This window comes from Xylanibacter ruminicola Ga6B6, assembly GCF_000687715.1.
GTDB classification, from domain to species: Bacteria; Bacteroidota; Bacteroidia; order Bacteroidales; family Bacteroidaceae; genus Prevotella; species Prevotella ruminicola_B.
Genome location: NZ_JHXD01000033.1, coordinates 1 through 23,521, shown reverse-complemented (window position 1 = coordinate 23,521; position 23,521 = coordinate 1). Strand labels below are relative to the sequence as shown.

General features: G+C 47.9%; 18 protein-coding genes and 1 tRNA gene. 6 read left to right on the top strand and 13 right to left on the bottom strand.

What is annotated here, in order from left to right:
• The 5 genes from T500_RS0113910 to T500_RS0113890 all read right to left on the bottom strand — a co-directional run.
• Positions 1-1,092: transporter substrate-binding domain-containing protein (locus T500_RS0113910; protein ID WP_028908613.1), on the bottom strand; the 1,092-nt coding region annotated here is incomplete at its 3' end.
• A 111-nt stretch (positions 1,093-1,203) separates the two neighbouring features.
• Positions 1,204-2,004 (bottom strand): DnaJ domain-containing protein, encoded by an 801-nt coding sequence (locus T500_RS0113905; protein WP_028908612.1) that lies wholly within the window; start codon positions 2,002-2,004, stop codon positions 1,204-1,206.
• 8 nt (positions 2,005-2,012) lie between these two features.
• Complete coding sequence (locus tag T500_RS0113900; protein ID WP_028908611.1) at positions 2,013-2,582, bottom strand: Maf-like protein; 570 nt, start codon at positions 2,580-2,582, stop codon at positions 2,013-2,015.
• 24 nt (positions 2,583-2,606) lie between these two features.
• Positions 2,607-3,125: a KdsC family phosphatase gene (locus tag T500_RS0113895; protein ID WP_028908610.1), complete on the bottom strand. Its 519-nt coding sequence runs from the start codon at positions 3,123-3,125 to the stop codon at positions 2,607-2,609.
• A gap of 29 nt (positions 3,126-3,154) precedes the next feature.
• On the bottom strand, positions 3,155-3,682 hold the full coding sequence (locus T500_RS0113890; RefSeq protein ID WP_028908609.1) for a nitroreductase family protein: 528 nt from the start codon (positions 3,680-3,682) through the stop codon (positions 3,155-3,157).
• Positions 3,683-3,816: 134 nt separating this feature from the next.
• Here T500_RS0113890 and T500_RS0113885 point away from each other — a divergent pair, with 134 nt between their 5' ends.
• Entirely contained in the window at positions 3,817-4,797 is a 981-nt protein-coding gene (locus T500_RS0113885; RefSeq protein WP_028908608.1) for a GNAT family N-acetyltransferase, read from the top strand.
• A gap of 22 nt (positions 4,798-4,819) precedes the next feature.
• Here the strand turns inward: T500_RS0113885 and T500_RS0113880 are convergent, their stop codons facing one another.
• Both T500_RS0113880 and T500_RS0113875 read right to left on the bottom strand, forming a co-directional pair.
• Positions 4,820-5,122, bottom strand: coding sequence for a hypothetical protein (locus tag T500_RS0113880; RefSeq protein ID WP_155267571.1), 303 nt, complete (start codon positions 5,120-5,122; stop codon positions 4,820-4,822).
• Positions 5,123-5,135: 13 nt separating this feature from the next.
• Positions 5,136-7,208, bottom strand: coding sequence for a RelA/SpoT family protein (locus T500_RS0113875; protein WP_028908606.1), 2,073 nt, complete (start codon positions 7,206-7,208; stop codon positions 5,136-5,138).
• A gap of 108 nt (positions 7,209-7,316) precedes the next feature.
• On the opposite strand from T500_RS0113875, the gene T500_RS0113870 reads away from it, so the two are divergent.
• Positions 7,317-8,816: a DUF4301 family protein gene (locus T500_RS0113870; RefSeq protein ID WP_028908605.1), complete on the top strand. Its 1,500-nt coding sequence runs from the start codon at positions 7,317-7,319 to the stop codon at positions 8,814-8,816.
• Between the two features lie 273 nt (positions 8,817-9,089).
• Here T500_RS0113870 and T500_RS0113865 read toward each other — a convergent pair whose 3' ends face one another.
• Positions 9,090-9,713 (bottom strand): TetR/AcrR family transcriptional regulator, encoded by a 624-nt coding sequence (locus T500_RS0113865; protein ID WP_036909211.1) that lies wholly within the window; start codon positions 9,711-9,713, stop codon positions 9,090-9,092.
• Between the two features lie 118 nt (positions 9,714-9,831).
• On the opposite strand from T500_RS0113865, the gene T500_RS0113860 reads away from it, so the two are divergent.
• From T500_RS0113860 to htpG, 4 genes are all read left to right on the top strand, one after another.
• Positions 9,832-12,135 (top strand): NADP-dependent malic enzyme, encoded by a 2,304-nt coding sequence (locus T500_RS0113860; RefSeq protein WP_028908603.1) that lies wholly within the window; start codon positions 9,832-9,834, stop codon positions 12,133-12,135.
• A gap of 231 nt (positions 12,136-12,366) precedes the next feature.
• Complete coding sequence (locus T500_RS0113855; RefSeq protein WP_028908602.1) at positions 12,367-13,704, top strand: NADP-specific glutamate dehydrogenase; 1,338 nt, start codon at positions 12,367-12,369, stop codon at positions 13,702-13,704.
• Positions 13,705-14,059: 355 nt separating this feature from the next.
• Positions 14,060-15,838 carry a 30S ribosomal protein S1 gene (gene rpsA, locus T500_RS0113850; RefSeq protein WP_013063631.1) on the top strand — a complete coding sequence of 593 codons (1,779 nt, stop codon included), beginning with the start codon at positions 14,060-14,062 and terminating at the stop codon, positions 15,836-15,838.
• A gap of 231 nt (positions 15,839-16,069) precedes the next feature.
• The gene (htpG, locus tag T500_RS0113845; RefSeq protein WP_028908601.1) at positions 16,070-18,124 is read left to right on the top strand and encodes a molecular chaperone HtpG; all 2,055 of its coding nucleotides are present in this window, start codon (positions 16,070-16,072) and stop codon (positions 18,122-18,124) included.
• 42 nt (positions 18,125-18,166) lie between these two features.
• Here the strand turns inward: htpG and T500_RS0113840 are convergent, their stop codons facing one another.
• The 5 genes from T500_RS0113840 to T500_RS0113820 all read right to left on the bottom strand — a co-directional run bounded on the left by T500_RS0113840 (position 18,167) and on the right by T500_RS0113820 (position 23,518).
• Positions 18,167-20,101 carry an ATP-binding protein gene (locus T500_RS0113840; protein WP_080694913.1) on the bottom strand — a complete coding sequence of 645 codons (1,935 nt, stop codon included), beginning with the start codon at positions 20,099-20,101 and terminating at the stop codon, positions 18,167-18,169.
• Complete coding sequence (locus tag T500_RS0113835; protein WP_028908599.1) at positions 20,067-21,548, bottom strand: cache domain-containing protein; 1,482 nt, start codon at positions 21,546-21,548, stop codon at positions 20,067-20,069. The genes T500_RS0113840 and T500_RS0113835 overlap by 35 nt, the downstream gene beginning before the upstream one ends.
• A gap of 2 nt (positions 21,549-21,550) precedes the next feature.
• Complete coding sequence (locus tag T500_RS0113830) at positions 21,551-22,519, bottom strand: hypothetical protein (RefSeq protein ID WP_155267570.1); 969 nt, start codon at positions 22,517-22,519, stop codon at positions 21,551-21,553.
• Positions 22,520-22,649: 130 nt separating this feature from the next.
• On the bottom strand, positions 22,650-23,354 hold the full coding sequence (locus T500_RS0113825; RefSeq protein WP_051612089.1) for an RNA polymerase sigma factor RpoD/SigA: 705 nt from the start codon (positions 23,352-23,354) through the stop codon (positions 22,650-22,652).
• 87 nt (positions 23,355-23,441) lie between these two features.
• Positions 23,442-23,518: transfer RNA gene (locus T500_RS0113820), tRNA-Arg, on the bottom strand.
• Positions 23,519-23,521: the final 3 nt, after the last annotated feature.

The following is a 23,521-nucleotide window of genomic DNA, read 5'->3' as shown; positions in this document are numbered from 1 at the left end:
GGCCACCATCGCATTGTGTTCAGCCTCCTTGGCGTTTCGCCTAGCCACATCGGCAATACGCTGCGCCTCAGCTTCGCTGGCTCTGGCCTTTTCGGCATTAGCCTTAGCGATAGCCTCACTCTCCCTGGCCTTCTCGGCACTGGCTCGTGCTTCCTCCTCACTCTTTCGGGCCTTTTCCTCGCTGGCTTTAGCTTTTTCCTCGTTAGCTTTGGCCTTCTCCTCGTTTTCGCGGGCTATATCCAGCGCTTTCTTCAGCTGTCGCGTGTTGTGCATCTGGTTTAATATCACAACCAGCAGCACCACAATCACAAAGGCTACAATGGCAATATACACCCATCGGGGTATAATCACGCCGTTGAAGGTTGAAGCCACATTGCCATACACCTCGTCCATCAGGCCCTCTTCCTCCATCTTGTCGAGCTCCTTGTCGATGGCATTTATCAGCTTTTTATTATTGCTCACGTAGCAGTATTCGCGTGGTGTCAGCGTCAGGTCTTCCTGTTCCAGATTCTGCAGTTTATGCTTACCTATCAGATACTTAGCCTGATAACGATAGCACACCACCGCATCGTATTTACCTGCCGACAACTCCCTCATCGCCTTGGTCAGATCTTCCACAATCACCAGTCGTGCACCAATCTTCTGCAGCGTGTCGCGTACCGGGCGACTGGCCATCAGGGCCACCTCCATGTTGTGCATGTCGCGCAGTCCGTAGTTCTTCTTGCTACCCTTACGTGTTACCAACTGGTAGTACAGGCGAATCACGGCACGCGAGTAATTGGTGATATCCTTGCGATAAGGCGAATATACCATCATACCCAGGTCAACCTTACCACCTAATATTTCGTTGGCAATAGCTCCCCATGTGTTTGGCGCATACTTGAAAGGAATACCCATGCGTTTCATCAGAATCTTGGTAAATTCCACATCGGCACCGCTGGGATTGCCTTTCTCGTTCACATACTCCAATGGGGGATAATCCTGATCTATTCCGAATATCAAGGGCTTAGAATCCGAATAGCCGAGATTATTAGCATTTACCTTGAGGGCAAACGTTAATATAAGTAGAATGTTAATCAGTCTCAGCTTCATAAATTATCAACCTCAAGCTTATGCTTGATGGGTACAAAAGTAGAAAAAATACTTTAAACCTCCAAACTTTTTCTTGAAAAAGTGGTAAATTAGAGGAACAAAAGCGGCAAATTAAAGTCCACGCGCCTTCCAAATGCGGTCTTTGGCGGCATTAATCTCCTGGAATTTCTTCTCAGCAGCCTTGCGTACATCCTCGCCCAAAGCAGCCACCTTGTCGGGATGGTGCTGCAGAGCCTGCTTGCGGTAGGCCTTCTTCACCTCATCGTCGCTGGCATCCGGACTCACACCCAGCACCTTGTAGGCATCGTCGAGACTACCACCCTCAAGATGCAGCATCGAGTCAACCTCATTAACCTGCAATCCCATCCACTGGGCACACTCTTTCAGGGCTGTTATCTCGCTCTGGGGCACGCTACCATCGGCCTTTGCCACCATCACCAGATAGTTAAGCAGCTGCAAACGCTGCGAGTAATCCATCTGTCGACTTATCTGTGCACAACAGTCGCATACCGTCTGCTTGAACTGCTGCCAGCCTTCGCGTTTCTGTTCCTCAAACAAGCGGTTCAACACCTCGTTACCCTGCTGTACGGCAGCATTACCGAAGTTCTGGCGCAACATCTGACGAACCATTTCCATCTCAGAGTGCATAGCCTTACCATCGGCCTTGATGATATACGACGACAGTACCAGGAGCGAAAACATAAAACTATTGCGCTGTCCTTGCTGCTGTTGCCTTTGATAAGCCTGCTGGTAGTTCTCGTTATACGATTGCCAGGTACCAGAGTTTTCGGGGGTATTCACCCCATTCAGCACGGTATCAAATAGCGAACCCAGCAGATAACCTGCCAATGCACCAAGTGGACCACCAGCCATCCAACCGGCAAATCCGCCAATCCATTTTCCTGCAGCCATAATTTTTATTACAAATTTTGCAGTTCGGTATAAATGCGCTGTACGGGCAAGCCCATCACATTATAATAACTGCCGTTAAGTCCTGTAACACCTATGTAGCCAATCCACTCCTGAATGCCGTAAGCACCAGCCTTATCAAAAGGACGATAGTGGCTCACATAGTGCTGAATCTCAGCATCGGTAAGCTGTTTAAAGGTTACATCGGTAGTAACCGAAAACGAACGCTGACTGGTAGCGGTAAGCAGCGACACACCTGTAGTAACCTGATGGGTACGACCGCTGATTTCACGAAGCATACGTACGGCATCAGCCTCGTCGTGTGGTTTCCCTAAAATATCATTGCCTACTATCACCACCGTATCGGCAGTAATAATCAGCTCACCAGTCTGGAGTGCTGGTTTGTAAGCAGCAGCCTTCTTTTCGGCAATAAACTGTGCCACCTCGGCTGCGGGCAGATTAGCGGGGTACGACTCGTCGATACCATCAATCACACGCACCTCGAAATCCAGCCCCAATCCTGCCAACAATTCTTTTCTGCGTGGCGAATTACTCGCCAAAACATATTTATATCTATTCATTACAAATCACTAATTATCAAACATTTACCACCCAAATGCTTTAGCATTCATTACCCACTTTCCCTGGGCACGTAATACCTGCTCTATCACATCGCGACCACAACCATAACCGCCATCACGATCCGACACATACACACTCACCTCACGAATCTCTGCGCAGGCATCTTTGGGGCATACAGGACAACCTACCCTACGCATAATCTCCAAGTCGGGAATATCATCACCCATGTACATTACCTCCTCGTCGGTATAGCCATAGATGGCCAGGAACTCATCGTAGGTGGCAATCTTCACGGCACAACCCAGGTAAATATCTTCAACACCTAGCCCCTCGTAGCGCACACGCAGACTATCTACCTTTGCGCCAGAAAGAATGGCAATACGCAAGCCTAACTTCATGGCCAACTGAATGGCATAACCATCCTTGATATTCACCGTACGCAGCGGTGTACCGTCGGCACTCAGATTAATCGTCTCGGCACTCAACACGCCATCAATATCAAAAATGATGGCCTTGATTTTATTTAAATCGTAGTTAATCACGTTAAAGATTAAACATTAAAGATTAAATATTAAAACTTGTTCAAGTGAACGTTTTCCCACTTCAGTTTCTCTTCGTCCTGAGGTTTGCGTTCATCGGTCCAATGACCTATTGCAAGAATACACAGACAATTGTAGTTATCAGGAATACCCAACACGCCACGAATCACCTCGTCGGCGCTGGTACCATCGCTCAATCCACGACCTCGCATCTGAATCCAGCAAGAGCCCAATCCCAGTTCTTCTGCCTGATATTGCATAGAGATGGTAGCAATCGAGCCATCCTCTATCCAACAGTCGTTCTGCATGGGGTCGCCCAATACGGCAATAGCCACAGGGGCATCCTTCAGGAATTGTGAACCCATATTCTTGGCATCAGCCAATTTCTCAAGATCCATTTTATCATCAACAACCACGAACTGCCAGGCACGCTGACTCTTCGACGTGGGCGACATCAAGGCTGCACGCAGAATAAGCTTAAGATGTTCGGGATCAACCTCCTTATCAGAGAACTTGCGATGGCTGCGGCGCAACTGCGCCAAATCTTTAAAACTTGTCATAATCTACCTAATTTTTGTGCAAAGATAGTGATTATTTGGCATGAATCACGAGAATTAACGCGAAAAAAGATTTTAAAACTAAAAAATTCGTGAAATTCGTGCCATTCGTGCCCAAAAATATCTATCTTTGCAGTATGGACCAACTGATTACCACCATATACACCAAATCCAAAGGTATGCCAGCACTCCGTCAGGGCAGCTATTTCCACAGTCAGGAACTGATGGAAGTATGCGAGGCAGCCCCACGCCAGCGACCTTATATGGTGGTAATTAACGACGAATCGGGCCGCGAGCTATGTCACATGCTGGGCATCGTCAGATTCCGCACACTGATACTACCACCATTCCTGCTGATACATTGCCGGATATTAGGCGAAGGTGTGTACAACGAAGACTGCGGCTACAAGAAAGACGAGCTGTTCGACCGGATGCTAAGTGCGCTGACACGCAAACTCAACAAACGCGTACTGTTTATGGAGATGAGTAACCTGAGCACCAAGATGTTTGGCTATAAGGTTCTGCGCGAAAACGGCTACTACCCCGTAAACTGGATGTCGATACACAACTCGTTGCATCGTCGCGCACCCGAAGAACGCATCACACCCAAACTGCAGAAACGCATTGACCACGCCCACGAGCGAGGTGCACAAACCGAGATAGTCAGCAACGAACAAGACTATAAAGCTTTCTCGAAACTACTACGTAAGCACCATATCCTGAAGCCCAAGCGCTATATCCCCGACGATATTTTCTTCCGCGAGCTGATGGACGGCAAAAACGGCAACCTGTTTATTACCAAGTATCACGAAAAAGTGATTGCCTGTGCCGCCTGCGTATATAGTCAGGGCGATGCCTACCTATGGTATTCTGCCTTCAGGCGCAAGACATTCCACCATTTGCACCCCGACACTATTGTGGTGTGGGATGTCATGAAGCACGCTTACAACGAGGGTTATCAGCACATGCGTTTCATGGATGTGGGCCTACCTTTCCACAAGAATCCTTACCGCGAATTCATATTGCGTTTCGGAGGCAAGGAACAAAGCACCTACCGATGGTTCCGATTCTCCATCAGGTGGGTAAACAAGCTGTTAGCATGGATTTATCGCGAGTAGATAGCCCGCTTTAACAAGTGGGTTATTTTAGCGGGTCGGCCTCTTTATCCAGGTCGCCATCGCCGCTGCCACTCATCAGATCCACCACGCTGGCATCGTTAGCATTCATGTTTACCTGCTTATCCTTGGGGATATCAGGCATCTCCAGAGCAGCCTCGTTATCAATCAAACCCGAATTTGCAATCGAATCGATAGCAGCCGAATCAGTTACCAATGGATGATATTCCACCTTCTCCTCAACAAACTCCTCGCGCTGAGAACCACGACCACGACAAGCCGACAGCGACAGCACTACCAATGCAACAAATAAAAGTTTCGTATTCATAAAATTGCCTTATTTATATTCTATCTACTTGCTTAACACCCTTAACGGTACGCAGTTTCTTAATGAGCGCCTCGAGTCGTGAGGTATCCTCAAGCATCACCACAATATTACCACTAAACAAACCGTCGTGACTATCAATATTGATGCTACGAAGCACCAGTTTCTCTTCCTTCGAAATAATGCTCGTTAGATTGTTCACGATACCGATATCGTCGTTACCTATCACACGCAGGGCGATGCTATATTGCGACGATCCCTTACCACTCCACTTGGCCTTAACAATGCGATAGCCAAAACGGCGACGCAACTCGGGAGCATTCGGACAATCGCAACGATGAATCTTGATACCGCCATTAACGGTAACAAAGCCAAACACATCGTCGCCATAGATGGGCGAACAGCATTTTGCCAGCTGATAATCCAAGCCTTTCAGGTTGCGGTCAATCACCAGAACGTCATCGTTCACCTGCTGATTCAGGCCCGCAATCTTCGACTCGTCTAGTTCGAATTCAGAAGCCGAACGGGCTTGATTATCTCCTGTAACAACAGCTTCTTTACCCCTGAGTTCCAAGAACTTATCAAGCACATCATTTGTATCCAAAACGCCATCGGCAATAGCCTTATAGAAGTCGCTCACCTCCTTGTAACCCATCTTACGGATCACGTTGAACATGATGCTGTCGTCCTGTTCAATCTTACGATTTCGGAACTTACGCTCCAACATCTCCTTGGCAAAGAGTCCGTCCTTTACCTGGGTTTCCTTGAGCGCTAAACGAATCTTGGATTTGGCACGCGAGGTCTTGACGATATTCAGCCACTCTTGTCGGGGTTTCTGGTTAGCCGACGTTAAGATTTCAACCTGGTCGCCACTCTTCAACTCATAGCGTATCGGCACTACTTTTCCGCCAATGCGGCCACCCGTACACTGGTTGCCCAATTTTGAGTGGATATGATAGGCAAAATCAAGTACCGTAGCACCCAAGGGGAACTTCCACAAATCGCCTGCAGGTGTAAACACAAACACCTCGTCTTCGTACAGCTCCATCTTAAACTGATCCATAGCATCCAGTCCGTCGGCATGCTCCAGCATCGTACGGATATTCGTCAGCCACTCATCCAGTCCGGTCTCGCCCTTCACGCCTTTATAGCGCCAGTGGGCAGCCACACCACGTTCGGCAATCTCGTCCATACGTTCGGTACGTATCTGTACTTCAACCCACTTCTGCTCTGGACCCAGCACCGTAATGTGCAGACTCTCGTAGCCATTCGATTTGGGTACCGACAGCCAGTCGCGCAGTCGTTTGGGGTTTGGCTGATACATATCGGTAATAATCGAGTATGCCTGCCAGCATTGCATTTTTTCCTGCTCCAGCGGACAATCGATAATAATTCGGATGGCAAACAGATCGTATACACCCTCGAACGGACACTTCTGCTTCTGCATCTTCTGCCAGATAGAGTGGATCGATTTGGTACGCCCCTTAATATGGCAACGGATACCCGCAGCCATCATCTTCTGCTCAACAGGCTTAATAAACCTATCTATATAAGCATCACGTGCCGCCTTGGTAGCACTCAGTTTTTCGCGAATATGGTAATAGGCATCGTGCTCCATATACTTCAGCGACAGGTCCTCAAGCTCGCTCTTCAGTTTATAGAGTCCCAGCTTATGCGCCAACGGAGCATAGAGATAAGCCGCCTCTTGCGATACCTCCAGCTTTGCCTCCACGTTCTCCGTATCGCGAATCTGTCGCATCAGGTTCACGCGATAGGCAATCATAATCAGTATTACACGCATATCCTCGGCAAACGAGAGCAGCAGATTTCTGAAGTTCTCACTCTCAACCGCCGGATTCTTATCGTACAGTTGCTCTATACGTTTTAGTCCATGTAATATACGCGACACCGATTCGCCGTACTTCTGCTCTACCTCTTCCAGCGCAATGTTTCCCGCCTCTAATTCAGGTATCAGCTGCACAGCCTGTATTGCATCGCCTTTCAAACCAATCTCCTCAGTCAGAATCTCGGCTGTCTGCGATGCCATTCGTTTTCTTTCCTCGTATGTAAATGCGAATTTTTCCGCCATAATTTCTAAATTTTGCTACAAAGATACATTTTTCTTTGGATTAATTCGCATTTTTCGAAAAAAATGGTTACTTTTGCCGTAGTTTATTGATTAAATACCATTTTTATTATGTTAGAGGAGAAAGACTTGAAGCAAATTGCTCAAAAAGGTATTACCAAGGAGCAGATCGAAAATCAATTGAACGAGTTTAAGACAGGTTTCCCATTCCTGAAGCTGGAGGCAGCTGCAGGTATCGGTAACGGTATTATTGCTCCCGACGCAGCCGAGCGCCAGAAGCTGGTTGCCGCATGGAACGAGTACAAGGCAGCAGGCAAGCGCGTGGTAAAGTTTGTGCCCGCCAGCGGTGCCGCCAGTCGTATGTTCAAAAACATGTTTGCATTTGTTGATGCCGACTACGATGTGCCCACCACCGACTTCGAGAAGAAATATTTCGACCAGATAGAAAACTTTGCCTTCTTCGAGGCACTCGATGCTGTTTGTCTGAAGAACGAGGGTAAGGGCATCAAGGCTTTGATGACCGAAGGCAACTATAAGGCTGTAGCAGCCAACATGCTGAAAGCCGAGGGACTGAACTACGGTCAGCTGCCAAAGGGCCTGCTGCTGTTCCATAAGTACCCCGAAGGTGCACGCACTCCTATGGAGGAGCATCTGGTAGAGGGTGCCCTTTATGCTGCATCCAACGGCGAGGCTCACGTACACTTCACCGTCAGTCACGAGCACATGGAGCTGTTTAAGGCTAAGGTAGCCGAGAAGGCCGACTTCTTCGCACAGAAATACGGCATCAAGTACGATATCAGCTTCTCTGAGCAGAAGCCATCAACCGATACCGTTGCCGCTAACCCCGACAACACCCCATTCCGCAACGAGGATGGCAGTCTGCTGTTCCGTCCAGGCGGTCACGGTGCCCTCATCGAGAATCTCAACGAGATCGAGGCCGATGTGATCTTCATTAAGAATATCGACAACGTAGTACCCGACCGTTTGAAGCCCGAGACTGTAGAGTGGAAGCAGGTACTGGCAGGCGTATTGGTAACCCTGCAGAAGCAGGCCTTCGAGTATCTCAAGGTATTGGATGCAGGTGCCAGCGAGGCCCAGCTGCAGGAGATTGCCCAGTTTGTAGCCAACAACCTGTGTACCGATGCCAAGAATAATAAGGTAGATGCCGCTTATCTGCGTGGCAAGCTCAATCGCCCCATGCGTGTGTGCGGTGTAGTTAAGAATGTAGGCGAGCCTGGTGGCGGCCCATTCCTTACCTACAACCAGGATGGTACCGTTAGCCTGCAGATCCTGGAGAGCAGCCAGATTGATACCAACAACGAGGCCTACATGAAGATGTTTACCCAGGGCACCCACTTCAACCCAGTTGATCTGGTTTGCGCTGTTAAGGACTATCAGGGTAAGCCATTCAACCTGCCCGAGTTTGTCGACAAGACCACAGGTTTCATCTCGTCAAAGTCAAAGGCTGGTAAGGAGCTCAAAGCCCTCGAGTTGCCAGGCTTGTGGAATGGTGCCATGAGCAACTGGAGCACCGTATTTGTTGAGGTTCCTCTGGGCACCTTCAATCCCGTTAAGACTGTTAACGACCTGCTGCGCGAACAGCATCAGTAATCAATATCGTTAAACAAGCAACAAATCCCTGTTCTCATTCAAGTGTGAACGGGGATTATTGTTTTTACATTTCAGATATAGCTTAGCCAAACTTACCCAGTTACTTGAAAAAACCACACAATCACAAGATATACACCAATAGGACTAAAACGTCTGCTATCTGCGCTTTGGCTATGCAGAAAATTTTTCTTAGTTTACGAGTAAGTTTTTTATGGCCTAACAACAAAAAAATCATCCCTGCCAAAGATGATCAGGGATGATTTTATGTTTACTTTACTGGAACAGCATCTCGTCGATGGCTTTGATGCCCTTGTCGGTACAGAGCCCTCGGAGGGACACAAACACGAGATTGCGGAAGATATCCTCGATGGAATACTGGCGGTACAGCTCTTTCTGCATAACATACTCACCCATGGCGTCGAACTGCAGTACAGCCATCTGGTAGTTCAAATCGGCACGGAAATAGCCCTCGTCTACCCCACGCTGAATAAACTCATAACTGTTATCGCGCATGACATTATTCTGCTCATCCAAAAAACGCTTTACCTGAGGATATTTGACCATCTCGGTAAAGAACAGGGGATTGGTATTCTTAAAGTCGCGCACTTTCATGCGATATACCTCAAGGAGAATCTCCATCACATTGGTACAATGGGCCAAAGCCAGCTCCATATTATCAACGCGCTGCTTGAAGTGTTTTACAACCACCTCGAAGAGCAGCTCCTCTTTTGTAGCATAAAGTTCGTAAATGGTGCGTTTTGAAATACTCATGGCCTGTGCGACATCATCCATCCTCACGGCATTGATGCCTCGCTCGGTAAAAAGTTGCATAGCAACATCGGGAATTCGCTCCTTTAAATTTAATTTGTAGTCCGAAATGTCTTTTATTTCTTGCATAATCTTCCAATTTGGTGGCAAAGTTACAAAAAAATCTAAAAACCCAAATGATTTTCAATAGTTTTTTGTATTTTTGCGGTCGTATTTCAGAATAATAACATTATTAATAATACACTTTATGGTAAAGATCTCGAAAGAAGCCGCACTCGAATATCACGAGAGCGGACGACCAGGCAAAATCGAAGTAAAGCCAACAAAGGCTTATCGTACACAAACAGACTTAAGCTTAGCCTACTCTCCAGGAGTAGCATATCCTTGTCTGGAAATTCAGGAGCGCCCCGACGATGCATATAAATACACCGATAAGGGTAATCTGGTAGCAGTTATCTCGAACGGTACAGCTGTGCTGGGACTGGGCGACATTGGTGCCCTGAGCGGCAAACCCGTAATGGAGGGTAAAGGACTGCTGTTTAAGATTTATGGCGGTATCGACGTATTCGATATCGAGGTAGCCGAGAAGGATCCCGAGAAGTTCTGCGAGGCCGTAGAGCGTATCGCTCCCACCTTTGGCGGTATTAACCTGGAAGATATCAAAGCCCCTGAGTGCTTCTATATTGAGGACCGACTGAAGAAGACTCTCGATATCCCCGTGATGCACGACGACCAGCACGGTACTGCCATTATCAGCGCAGCCGGATTGAAGAACGCCATGGAGGTAATCGGCAAGGATATAACCAAGGTTAAGATTGTAGTTAACGGTGCAGGTGCTGCTGCTATCAGCTGTACCAAGCTGTATATGGCTATCGGCGCCAAGAAGGAGAACATCGTGATGCTCGACTCTAAGGGTGTTATCTCGAAGGAGCGTACCGACCTGAACGAGCAGAAGAAGTTCTTTGCTACCGACCGTACCGACATTCACACACTGGCCGAGGCCGTGAAGGATGCCGACGTATTCGTAGGACTCTCGAAGGGTAATGTACTCTCAAAGGATATGGTGAAGTCGATGGCTAAGGATCCCGTGATCTTTGCGCTAGCCAACCCTGTACCCGAGATCAGCTACGAGGATGCCATGGAGGCACGTCCCGACGTACTGATGTCGACCGGTCGTACCGACTATCCTAACCAGATTAACAACGTGATCGGATTCCCCTACATCTTCCGTGGTGCGCTTGACGTTCACGCCAAGGCTATCAACGAGGAGATGAAGCTGGCTGCCGTACACGCCATCGCCGACCTGGCCAAGCAGCCTGTACCCGATGTGGTAAACGACGTATATAAGGTTAACAACCTGACTTTCGGCCGCAACTACTTTATCCCAAAGCCTGTTGACCCACGACTGATTACCGAGGTATCGTCGGCTGTTGCCAAGGCTGCCATCGAGAGTGGCGTGGCCCGCAAGGAGATTAAGGACTGGGACGAGTACAAGCGTTCGCTCTCTGTTCTGCTGGGACAGGAAACCAAGCTCACCCAGAAGCTTTACGCTACAGCAGCCGCTCACCCACAGCGTGTGGTATTTGCCGAGGCTGTTCACCCCACCATGCTGAAGGCTGCTGTACAGGCTAAGGCCGAAGGTATCTGCTACCCCATCCTACTGGGTAACGACGAGGTGATTACCAAGATGGCTGCACAGATGGACCTGAACCTGGACGGCATTGAGATTGTAAACCTGCGCCACCCCAACCAGCAGGAGCGCCGTGAGCGTTATGCCCGCATACTGGCCGAGAAGCGCCAGCGCGAGGGTTACACCTTCCAGGAGGCTAACGACAAGATGTTTGAGCGTAACTACTTTGGTATGATGATGGTTGAGACCGGCGAAGCCGATGCCTTTATCACCGGATTGTACACCAAGTACTCGAATACAGTTAAGGTTGTAAAGGAGGTGATTGGTATCCGTCCCGAGTACAAGCACTTCGGTACGATGCACATCATCAACTCGCCAAAGGGTACTTACTATATTGCCGACACCATGGTGAACGAGAACCCCGACCGCGAGGCACTGCTGGATATCTCGAAACTGATTTCGACTGCCGTACGTTTCTTTAACGAGAAGCCTGTGATTGCAATGGTATCGCACTCTAACTTCGGTAGCAGCACCAGCGATGGCGCCCTGAAGGTAAAGGACACCGTAGCTAAGATGCACGAGCTGTATCCTGATCTGCCTATCGACGGTGAGATGCTGCTGAGCTTTGCACTCGACAACGAGCTGCGCGATCAGGAGTACCCATTCACCAAACTGAAGGGTCAGAAGGTGAACACACTGGTATTCCCCAACCTGACATCGGCACGCTCATCGTACAAGATGCTGCAGATGCTTGGCAGCGACGCTGAAATCATCGGCCCGATCCAGATGGGACTGAACAAACCTATCCACTTTATCGACTTTGGTGCCAGTGTACGAGATGTCGTAAATATCGTGGCTGTAGCGACAATTGATGCGTATGTGGACAAAATTAAGAGCAAATTGTCAGTAATAGGCAAATAATCGCTTACACATTATTATATTATATAGGCCTCTTTTTTGTGCTCGAACACAAAAAAGGGGCTATTTTTTGCCATTTTGAATTGACTTAAATCAATAATCTTTCAAAATGAAAGCATTTTTGAGAAAAAAGTGATAAAAAGTTTGTTATTTCAGAAAAAAGCTGTAATTTTGCAACCAGAATTAAAAAATTAAATCACAAACAAACAACAACTAAAAAAAGGTATTAAGATTATGAATGCAGCAAAAGTTGTAGAAGATCTGAAGCAGAGATTTCCCAATGAGCCTGAGTACATTCAGGCAGTAAGTCAGGTACTCCCCACTATCGAAGAAGAGTACAACAAGCATCCCGAGTTCGAGAAGGCTAACCTCATCGAGCGTCTGTGTATCCCCGATCGCGTATGTGAGTTCCGTATCACATGGGTTGACGACCAGGGTAAGGTTCAGACCAACATGGGTTACCGTATCCAGCATAACAACGCTATTGGCCCTTACAAAGGTGGTCTGCGTTATCACAAGAGTGTAAACCTGGGTATTCTGAAGTTCCTTGCTTTCGAGCAGACTTTCAAGAACTCTCTGACAACACTTCCTATGGGTGGTGCTAAGGGTGGTTCAGACTTCTCTCCCCGTGGCAAGAGCGACGCTGAGGTCATGCGTTTCTGCCAGGCATTCATGAATGAACTGTATCGCGTGATCGGTCCTGATGAGGATGTTCCCGCTGGTGATATCGGTGTAGGTGGTCGTGAGGTTGGTTACCTCTTCGGACAGTACAAGAAGCTCACTCATCAGTTCCAGGGTGTGCTCACTGGTAAGGGTCTTTCTTTCGGTGGTTCACTGATCCGTCCTGAGGCTACTGGTTACGGTTGTGTTTACTTCCTGACCTCTATGCTCGCTACTCGTGGCATCGAGCTGAAGGGTAAGAAGGTGCTGATTTCTGGTTCAGGTAACGTGGCTCAGTATGCTACTGAGAAGTGCATCCAGCTGGGTGCTATCCCCTTGACTCTCTCTGACTCAGACGGTTACATCTACGATCCAGATGGTATCGACGAGGCTAAGCTCGCTTATGTGAAGGAGCTGAAGAACGTTGAGCGCGGACGTATTAAGGAGTATGCTGAGGAGTATCCTAACGCTGTATATCACGCTGGTGAGCGTCCTTGGCACGAGAAGGCTGATATCGCTCTGCCTTGCGCTACTCAGAATGAGATCAATGGTGAGCAGGCTCAGGCCCTGATCGACAACGGTGTGATTGCTGTTGCTGAGGGTGCTAACATGCCTTCACTGCCTGAGGCTATCAAGATCTTCCAGGATGCCAAGATCCTCTATGCTCCTGGTAAGGCTTCTAACGCTGGTGGTGTATCAGTATCTGGTCTTGAGATGTCACAGAACTCTGAGCGTCTGAGCTGGACTTCTAAGGAGGTTGATGACTATCTGAAGCGCATCATGAACGATATTCACGAGAACTGCGTGAAGTATGGTACTCAGGCTGATGGCTATATCAACTATGTGAAGGGTGCTAACGTAGCCGGCTTCATGAAGGTTGCCAATGCCATGATGGCTCAGGGCATCGTATAAATGCACCGTAATAACCTTGGAATTTGTTTAAATTTCAATATAAATCGCCATTAACTTGTAAATAGTTAGTAAAAGTAAAGTATAAAAGGTTAAAACTGGAATGGGAGGGGCCAGCTCGTGAGAGTTGGCTCTTCTTTTTGTTAATAATTCATAAATCTTTAAATTATCAACCGTCTAAAACGAGCTATCTCGCTAAAAATCAGTACCTTTGCACCCGATTTTCGCCCCATAGGGGCAATAGGTGTAGGAACAGGCGCCCGCTCCTATCAATAATAACCCTTTAAAATATGGTCTGGTAAACGTCTGTCCAGATCCCGCTCCGACAAAAAAACGAGGAGCACAAATTTATTTAATTATGTCAGAATTAACAAAGAACGTTAAGCCACTCGACGATTTTAATTGGGACGAGTTCGAGAATGGAACAGTTGCTAATGTTAGCAAGGAAGAGCTCGACAAGGCTTACGACGAAACCCTGAACAAGGTTGCCGACCATCAGGTAGTAGAGGGCACAGTAATCTCTATTGACAAGAAGGAAGTAGTTGTCAACATCGGCTACAAGAGCGACGGTATCATCCCCGCTTCTGAATTCCGCTACAACCCTGATCTGAAGATCGGCGACAAGGTAGAGGTTTACGTTGAGAGTGCAGAGGACAAGAAAGGTCAGCTGATCCTCTCTCACAAGAAGGCACGTCTGAGCCAGTCTTGGGAGAAGGTTAACGAGGCTCTCGAGGCAGACGCTATCATCCAGGGTTACATCAAGTGCCGCACTAAGGGCGGTATGATCGTTGACGTATTCGGTATCGAGGCCTTCCTCCCCGGATCACAGATTGACGTTCACCCAATACGCGACTACGACCAGTTCGTAGGTAAGACAATGGAGTTCAAGGTTGTAAAGATCAACCAGGAGTTCCGCAATGTAGTTGTATCTCACAAGGCTCTCATCGAGGCTGAGCTCGAGGCACAGAAGAAGGAGATTATCGGTAAGCTCGAAAAGGGTCAGATCCTCGAGGGTACCGTTAAGAACATCACTTCTTACGGTGTATTCGTTGACCTCGGTGGTGTTGACGGACTGATCCACATCACAGACCTTTCTTGGGGCCGCGTAGACGATCCTCACAAGGTTGTTGAGCTCGATCAGAAGATCAACGTTGTAATTCTCGACTTCGACGACGAGAAGCGTCGTATCGCTCTCGGTCTGAAGCAGCTCACTCCACATCCTTGGGATGCTCTGGATGCTGACCTCAAGGTGGGCGACCACGTTAAGGGTAAGGTAGTTGTTATTGCCGACTACGGTGCATTCGTTGAGATCCAGCCTGGTGTTGAGGGTCTGATTCACGTTTCAGAGATGTCATGGAGCCAGCACCTCCGTTCAGCTCAGGAGTTCCTGAAGGTTGGCGACGATGTAGAGGCTGTTATCCTGACTCTGGACCGCGACGAGCGCAAGATGTCTCTGGGTATCAAGCAGCTCCGCGAGGATCCATGGGAGGCTATCGAGACCAAGTATCCTGTAGGCAGCAAGCACACCGCTAAGGTTCGCAACTTCACCAACTTCGGTGTATTTGTTGAGCTCGAGGAGGGTGTTGACGGTCTGATTCACATCAGCGACCTGAGCTGGACTAAGAAGGTTAAGCATCCTTCAGAGTTCACACAGGTAGGTGAGCAGATTGAGGTTGTAGTTCTGGATATCGATAAGGAGAACCGTCGTCTTTCTCTCGGTCACAAGCAGCTCGAGGAGAATCCTTGGGATGTATTCGAGGGTAAGTACGCTGTAGGTTCAATCCACGAGGGTAAGATCAGCGAGATGCTCGAGAAGGGCGCCGTTGTAGCTCTCGAGGAGAACGTAGAGGGCTTTGCTACTCCTAAGCACCTCGTTAAGGAGGATGGTTCACAGGCTCAGGCTGGTGAGACTCTCCAGTTCAAGGTTATCGAGTTCAACAAGGACTCTAAGCGCATCATCCTGTCACACAGCCGCACATTCGAGGATCCCGCTCGCGAGGAGAAGAAGGCAGCTGCTAAGAAGGGCGGTCGCAAGAACGATACTCCAAAGATCGAGAATATCGCCGCTAGCACAACTCTCGGTGATATCGACGCTCTGGCTGAGTTGAAGGCTAAGATGGAGAAGGCTGAGAAGTAATTCTCACCCCTACCCTATAAAAACCAATCCCTCCGATTCACATCGGGGGGATTTTTCGCACTCTTTCTTTTGTTTCGGTTTTCTTTCTGGTGACAGAAAGAAAATGAAAAGTCCTCCTTAGGATGAAGGAGGGTTGGGTGGTTGTGACTTTGGCACGCTATTTGCATAATCGTGGATTAGAGAATAAGAATAAATATTATTTTGATAATAAGAACATAAATACATAAGATTATGCAAAAAGGTAACATCGGGGTTACAACCGAGAACATTTTCCCCGTCATCAAAAAGTTTCTCTATTCTGATCACGAGATATTCCTCCGCGAAATGGTGTCGAACGCCGTTGACGCTACACAGAAGTTGAAGACACTGGCCGCTCAGGGCGAATACAAGCAGGAGCTTGGCGACCTGACCGTACGCGTAAACCTGGATACCGACAAGGGTACCATCACCATCAGCGACCATGGTATCGGCATGACCGAGGAGGAAATCGACAAGTATATCAACCAGATTGCTTTCTCGGGCGTTACCGACTTCCTGGAGAAGTATAAGGACAACGCAAACAATATCATCGGTCACTTCGGACTTGGTTTCTACTCTAGCTTCATGGTAGCCAAGAAGGTTGAGATTATTACCAAGAGCTGGAAGGAAGGCTCGAAGGCTGTTAAGTGGAGCTGCGACGGCTCACCAGCCTACGAGATTGACGATGCTGAGCGCGAGCAGCACGGATCGGACATCATCCTGTACGTAGATGACGACTGCAAGGAGTTCCTCGACAAGTTCAAGCTCGAGGGATTGCTCAACAAGTACTGCAAGTTCATGGCTGTACCCGTGGCCTTTGGTAAGAAGACCGAATGGAAGGACGGCAAGCAGGTTGATACCGACGAGGACAACATCATCAACAGCGTAGAGCCCCTGTGGACCAAGACTCCAAGCACCTTGAAGGACGAGGACTACAAGAGCTTCTACCGCACACTATACCCCATGAGCGATGAGCCTCTGTTCTGGATTCACCTGAACGTGGATTACCCATTCAACCTCACAGGTATCCTCTACTTCCCAAAAATCAAGAACAACATCGAGCTGCAGAAGAACAAGATTCAGTTGTATTGCAACCAGGTATTCGTGACCGACCAGGTAGAGGGCATCGTACCAGAGTTCCTGACCCTGCTTCATGGTGTGATCGACTCACCAGATATCCCTCTGAACGTATCACGTTCGTACCTGCAGAGCGACCGCGAGGTAAAGAAGATCTCGACCTATATCACTAAGAAGGTAGCCGACCGTTTGAAGGCCATCTTCAACGAGAACCGTAAGGAGTACGAGGAGAAGTGGGACGACCTGAAGCTGTTTATCAACTACGGTATCCTGAGCGAGGACGGTTTCTACGATCGCGCCAAGGAGTTTGCACTCTTCAAGGATACTGAGGGTAAGTACTTTACCTTCGACGAGTATAAGACTCTGATTGAGGCCAACCAGAAGGATAAGGACGACCAGCTGGTATATCTGTACGCTACCGACAAGGAGGAGCAGTACAGCTACATCAAGGGCGCCCAGGATAAGGGCTACAGCGTGCTGCTGCTTGACGGACAGCTCGACGTACCAACCATCCAGACGCTGGAGCAGAAGTTTGAGAAGAGTCGCTTCACACGTGTCGACAGCGATATCATCGACCGCCTGATTGTAAAGAGCGATGCGCCCAAGAACAACCTGAGCGAGGATCAGAGTGACAATTTGTCAGCCGTATTCCGCACTCAGCTGCCAAAGATTGAGCATACAGAGTTTATGGTTCAGGTAGATGCCCTTGGTGCCGAGGCCCGTCCTGTAGTTATTACTCAGAACGAGTACATGCGCCGTATGAAGGAGATGAGCCGATTCCAGCCAGGTATGAGCTTCTATGGTCAGATGCCCGACTCGTTCAACCTTGTTCTGAACTCAGACCACCCATTGGTAAAGAAGGTGCTTGATGAGAGCAGCGCAGCTACCGAGGAGACTCTGAAGCCAATCGTAGCCGAGCTGAAGGGTCAGGAAGCCCGTTTGGCAGCCATCCGCGCCCAGCAGGATAAGAAGAAGTACGACGAGCTGACACAGGAGGATAAGGACCAGAAGGCCGAGGCAGAGAAAGCCGTACAGGAGCAAAAGGACAAGAAGCAGGCTGTAATTGCCGAATATGCCAAGGGCAACTCGGTAGTTCACCAGCTGATCGACCTGGCTCTGCTGCAGAACGGTATGCTTAAAGGTGAGGCCCTCGATGCATTCCTGAAGCGTTCTGTTGATTTGATTAAATAAACCGAATAGGCATCATGAAGGCTCCCGATTGGGAGCCTTTTTTTATTTAGGTAACTCGAGTGTTACACGACAACCTTGATGATAATCGGCATCGAAAACCAGATTTCCACCCAAGCTCTTAGCATGGCGTTTGGCCAATGGGAGACCTAAGCCGAGACCTTCGGACAAATCGCCTTCGCGGGTAAATGGCTCGAACAGAAGCTCTTTCTTGTCGTCGGGCAATCCCGGACCTACATCCTCTACCGTATAGCTAACGGTATTATCGGTATCGGTAATACTCAACTTGATATGCTGACCATCTGAATATTTCGCAGCATTATAAAGCAACTCACGCAGCGTACGCATCAGGTAAATATGATTAGTAACGATGCAAAGCGTATCGGATACGGTTGAAGAGAGCTCGATATTGGCATCGGGGAAGTGGGCGTGCGTATAAAGGATACACTCGTGGGCCAACGCATTAACCGACTCCTCGTCCTGTTTCTTACACTTCAAGGCCTCGTTGGCATCGCTCTCCGAAGCATCGAACAGCATCAGCACCATACTGTTAAGATTGATGGCGTTGCTCTTCATCATACTTGAGATATTGGCCAGTTCCTCCTCGCCTATCATATCCTTATTGTTGCTGCTCTCGCGTAGCATGCTGGCAAAACCAGTAATCACATTTAATGGCGAACGCATGTGTTGGGCCACCTGCTGCATGAACTGGTTCTTTTTCTTCACGTTCTCCTGAGCCTGCAGGACATCCTGCTGCAGCGCTTCGTTACGCAGTCGCGCCTCGTCGACACGCTGACGCAAATGTCCCATCTTGTCGTTCAAAGCCATCTGCATCTGAGCAAAACTATTCTGTAGTCGCGCTATCACACCTTTACCCAAGTTGACAGGAATCTGCTCGTCATATCGCCCATCAGAGATATCCTTCGTCATATCAAGCAAATCGTTCAATGGACTGACGGTTTGTTTTACGATACGATTACTTAACCACATAATGGCCAGCAATCCTATCACAATCAAGGCTATGATAACGTATCCCATTCTGTGGTAACTACGCATCAACTGATTATCGGGACAAACCAAAGCCAGACTCCAGTTGGTACCTTCGACAGGCTCGTAACATACATGATAGAGCTGATTACCTATATGCACATGCATAGAGCCGCGCTTTCCTGCCGTCATCTCATAACCTAATGATATCAAATCAGAATTAGCACTTGGATCGGCATCAGAAAAAAGCGTTTTGCGGAACAAACGCGTGGAGTCGGGATGAATCAGATAACGTCCATCACTCCCTATCAGCATATAGTAAGCCAGATTGTAATTCAGTTCGTCGGTATTAATAAGCTTAGCCAACTTGCTGAACGAGAAATCTACTGCTACAACACCAATCATACGCCCATTTTTCTGTCGCAATGGCTTGCAGTAGGTTGCGATTGCCTGATGAACATCTACATTTCCATCAAAATATTCGATGAAGGGATCAACCCAGCAAGCCTTACCTGATTCTACCGGTTTAGTATAGCAGGCCTTACCGAGATAGTCGTATTCCGGTTCGCGGTAAGTAGCCAAAGTGTCACCCGTTCTTTTGGTGTAAACCGAGAATTTCTCGCCATACTGCGGAAACATGTTCGGCAATGCATATACGGAACAACTCATCACATTGCCATTCAGGCGCACAATACGGTTAGACACAGCCTGAATAGCTTGAGGCTCAAAGTTTTCCTCGAGCATCCATACATTAGCATCAGCTGCCGTTTCAATGGTTTGCATATAGTTCTGAACGCGCTGCAAGGTGGTGTTCAGTAAACTCTGCGAACTCTCCATAGCCTCGTGATGTATCAGGTAACGCGACTGCAGGAAAAGGATGCCTAACGCCACTACAAAGATGGGAATAGCCAGCAGCATGATGCCCAAGCTAAGCTCTCTCGACAAACTACGACGTACCTTAATCATGGTTGGCCTCCTTTCCTGTTTCGGCATCAGTAAAATGAGCCATATGATTCAACAGTTCAACCAGCATATCGCTTTTACGCTCGATATTATCTACCTGCTTATCTATTTCGTCTTTACTAATATCATGATAGTTGTTACACAACGTTGTGACGCTACGGTCGATACTCTCGGCTGGTACAGCCATCTGGTTTGTGATATAGTGCAGGAACGAAGTTTTCATCCTATCGTTCTCTTCTATCCTACCATAAGCAGCACGTAACTCATCGCTATGTTCATGCAACTGCATCGTTTCGTTCTCCAAATCAGCTGTCTGCTCCTTCAATCTGTCCTGCATCTTACGTAAACGGTTCTGCAAATGTCCAACCTCATCTTCGCGATTGGTGACAGGTACCGATTCATCGTAGTTTCCAGCGGCTATACGCTGGGTTAATTGAGTAAGCAGACTGAGAGGCTTGAATTCGTGACGAACAAGCCAGCCACAAAGCAGGAAGAATAACAACAAGCCTACAATGGTGATAGCAACCACCAGATAAAGCAGTTTGTTGTGCACACTATGTATATCGGCATCAGGATAAACCACACCTACACTCCAGTCTAACTGCCAATCAGAGCGCCCCTCCCACTCTACACGCTTAAAGGGCTTGAAGAACACACTCCACGATTCGTCGTTCATACAGAAACGTTTCATACCGCTCTGTCCAGACAGCATAGCCTCGGCAGCCTCGAGTACGGAATGGTCGGCACCCTCATACATCTGTGTGAATACCGTCTTACTCTGCAACTTCTCTTTGTCGGGATGCACAATGAACGAGCCGTTCTTAGCCATCAGCACACAGTAGCCTCGCTCTGAGGGTTTTGCTGCCAATACAATCTTAGACAACTGACTGATGGAAACATCGACAGAAATCACCCCCACACGCTCGCCACTTCTATCAGTAAAAGGCAGACAGAAATTTACCAGCGGCTCATTCTCGGTATCCTCACCTTTCAATGGGTCGGTCCAGCCTATCCATCCTTTGTTCATAGGATCCTTATACCAAGCCTGCTCGGTATAAGGACGATCGGTAAAAGTATCGGTAGTAACCAAATCGCTCTTGATATCGGTAGTAAAGGCACGGCGATGCACATAGGCCATAAACAGATCCTTACCCGGGAAATAGCCAGGCTTAAAGGCGATGGCACAACCTACAATATTAGGATTACTCTCAACCAGTTCGCGACTATACACATACATGCGTTCAGGCTCATCAACATGCTCCAGCAGATCGCAATACATATTACCTGTACTCTGCTCTACGCTCAACAGGATATTGTCGATATTCTGCACAGTACTCTCAAGTGTCAGCTCGGCATCGCGCATAGCCTCGTTCTTCAACGCCTTATGGGAGAAGTAGAACAATACGCCCAGCGATACCGCTAACAACAGCAACGTTTGGCCTGCTATCAGTATATTAAGCTTATACTTTTTCTGCATAACTACATACGCTTACAAATAAAACCTACAGCCACAATGCCTATAATGGACAAAAATAAGAGTGTCCATCGCATACATCTGAAGGGTTTCGATACATCAGATATAGGAGCTACAACAGCCACCGACCAGTCAATACCATCAATCGGGCCGTAGTAAACCAACGAAGGCTCACCATCCACTTCCATCTCAATCATACCAGATTGCTGCTGCTCAAGATTCTTCAACATCTCAGGATCTTTAAACACCGTTTTCTTACCCTCGGGATGCACAATGCAAGAGCCATCATGATCAACAACCATCGAGAAGAAAGTGAAATCGCGCATCAAATGGTATTTGTTTACCTGCTGGTCGTTACGACAAGCATCGTCGATACGCTGCAAGGCCTTAGTAAGCCACTCGAAAGTGATATCAGCACCACACACGCAGGCCAGTTTACCATCGGCTGTATAAACGGGCTTTACGAAAGTACAATAATGACCACTAATATAGGTTCCATCATAGTAATAATAAGGCTCCGACCAGAAACTGGTCTTGATATCCTTGGCATGCTTGTACCAGTCCGACTGGGTGTAGTCATGACGGGCCGAACCTACCATACTAATTTCGAAATCCGAGCTATCAGAATGGTGTATATAGGGCTCGAACCATTGACCCTTACTGGGGAAGAAATTAGGTTCGAATGCAGCAAAATAACCACGCACATCGGGATTCAGGTTCGACTCCTCTTCGAGGGCTTGTACTACCGACTCGGGGCTATCCATGTGTTTCTCAACCTCATTAAACACATTGATTGCACTCATCTCCATACCCCTGATGGTTTTATTAAGCTGTGCAGCTATTACACTTTGCAAGCCTGCATAACGTACATTAGTCTCTGCGCGCATAGCCGCGCTAAATGCCCAATACGATACACCTACAACCACCAGTATAACTACTGATGCTGCAATCAATACATACCATTTCTTATTCATATCTTTCTTCACAGAATACAGTTCCACGGTCTTATAATCAATTAGTTAGAACGTAATATTTCTGCAAAGATAGATAATTTTCCGATGTATTCAAAGAAATATTAATAAATTAACATATATTAATTAAAGCCTATAGCGATTTAAGCTTGTTGCGATAGGCCTTACGCAGTTTACGAACAGCTTTTTCGCGTATCTGGCGTACACGCTCGCGCTTGACATCCATATCCTCGGCTATCTCGGCCATCGTTTCGTGCTCCTGATTAATTCCGTAGAAAGCATTTATCACACGGCGTTCGCGCGCATCAAGTGTGCCTAAAGCAAATTCTATGGCATCCTCGATAGCTTCAGAGTGTACTCGCTCATCAGCCAAGGGCGCATCCTTGTTAACCAATACCGACAGCAGACTCATGTTGGTACGATGCCCCAGAGGTGCATCAACAGATACGGCTTGTGCCTGCTGGCGAGCCACCTCTTGCTTTACGTCCTTGGGCACCTGATAAAGCCCACCCTGCTGGTCGATAGCCTTCTCGATAGACTGACGGATGTAAACAACAGCAAAGTTAACAAAACGCACACCTTTGCTGGCATCAAACTTGGCAGCAGCCTTCATCAATCCAAGATTACCCTCGCTCACCAGGTCCTCCATATCTACACCTTTACCTTTGTACTGGCGTGCAATAGATACCACAAACTTCAGGTTAGCCTCGATCAGCTTCGACAGCGCACGTTCGTCGCCTTTAGCAATACGTTCGGCCAACTCGCGCTCCTCCTCATTGGTTAACAACTGCTCACGTCCAATCTCGTCCAAATATCTGTTTAATGCTGAATCTTCCATATCAATCTCTTTTTGTTTGCAAAGATACGAAAGTATTTCGATATACACAAAAAAAGGAGAGAAAACCTTTCGATTTTCTCTCCCTCTTGGTGATTCCGGCGGGATTCAAACCCACAACCTTCTGATCCGTAGTCAGATGCTCTATTCAGTTGAGCTACGGAACCATT

Coding starts and splice junctions, on each gene's coding strand:
- T500_RS0113825 (WP_051612089.1), bottom strand. CDS start 23,354: ATGGAAGATTCAGCATTAAACAGATATTTGGACGAGATTGGACGTGAG.
- rpsA (WP_013063631.1), top strand. CDS start 14,060: ATGTCAGAATTAACAAAGAACGTTAAGCCACTCGACGATTTTAATTGG.
- T500_RS0113835 (WP_028908599.1), bottom strand. CDS start 21,548: ATGCAGAAAAAGTATAAGCTTAATATACTGATAGCAGGCCAAACGTTG.
- T500_RS0113905 (WP_028908612.1), bottom strand. CDS start 2,004: ATGGCTGCAGGAAAATGGATTGGCGGATTTGCCGGTTGGATGGCTGGT.
- T500_RS0113890 (WP_028908609.1), bottom strand. CDS start 3,682: ATGACAAGTTTTAAAGATTTGGCGCAGTTGCGCCGCAGCCATCGCAAG.
- T500_RS0113830 (WP_155267570.1), bottom strand. CDS start 22,519: ATGAATAAGAAATGGTATGTATTGATTGCAGCATCAGTAGTTATACTG.
- T500_RS0113855 (WP_028908602.1), top strand. CDS start 12,367: ATGAATGCAGCAAAAGTTGTAGAAGATCTGAAGCAGAGATTTCCCAAT.
- T500_RS0113900 (WP_028908611.1), bottom strand. CDS start 2,582: ATGAATAGATATAAATATGTTTTGGCGAGTAATTCGCCACGCAGAAAA.
- T500_RS0113840 (WP_080694913.1), bottom strand. CDS start 20,101: ATGCCGAAACAGGAAAGGAGGCCAACCATGATTAAGGTACGTCGTAGT.
- T500_RS0113875 (WP_028908606.1), bottom strand. CDS start 7,208: ATGGCGGAAAAATTCGCATTTACATACGAGGAAAGAAAACGAATGGCA.
- T500_RS0113885 (WP_028908608.1), top strand. CDS start 3,817: ATGGACCAACTGATTACCACCATATACACCAAATCCAAAGGTATGCCA.
- T500_RS0113880 (WP_155267571.1), bottom strand. CDS start 5,122: ATGAATACGAAACTTTTATTTGTTGCATTGGTAGTGCTGTCGCTGTCG.
- T500_RS0113860 (WP_028908603.1), top strand. CDS start 9,832: ATGGTAAAGATCTCGAAAGAAGCCGCACTCGAATATCACGAGAGCGGA.
- T500_RS0113865 (WP_036909211.1), bottom strand. CDS start 9,713: ATGCAAGAAATAAAAGACATTTCGGACTACAAATTAAATTTAAAGGAG.
- T500_RS0113870 (WP_028908605.1), top strand. CDS start 7,317: ATGTTAGAGGAGAAAGACTTGAAGCAAATTGCTCAAAAAGGTATTACC.
- htpG (WP_028908601.1), top strand. CDS start 16,070: ATGCAAAAAGGTAACATCGGGGTTACAACCGAGAACATTTTCCCCGTC.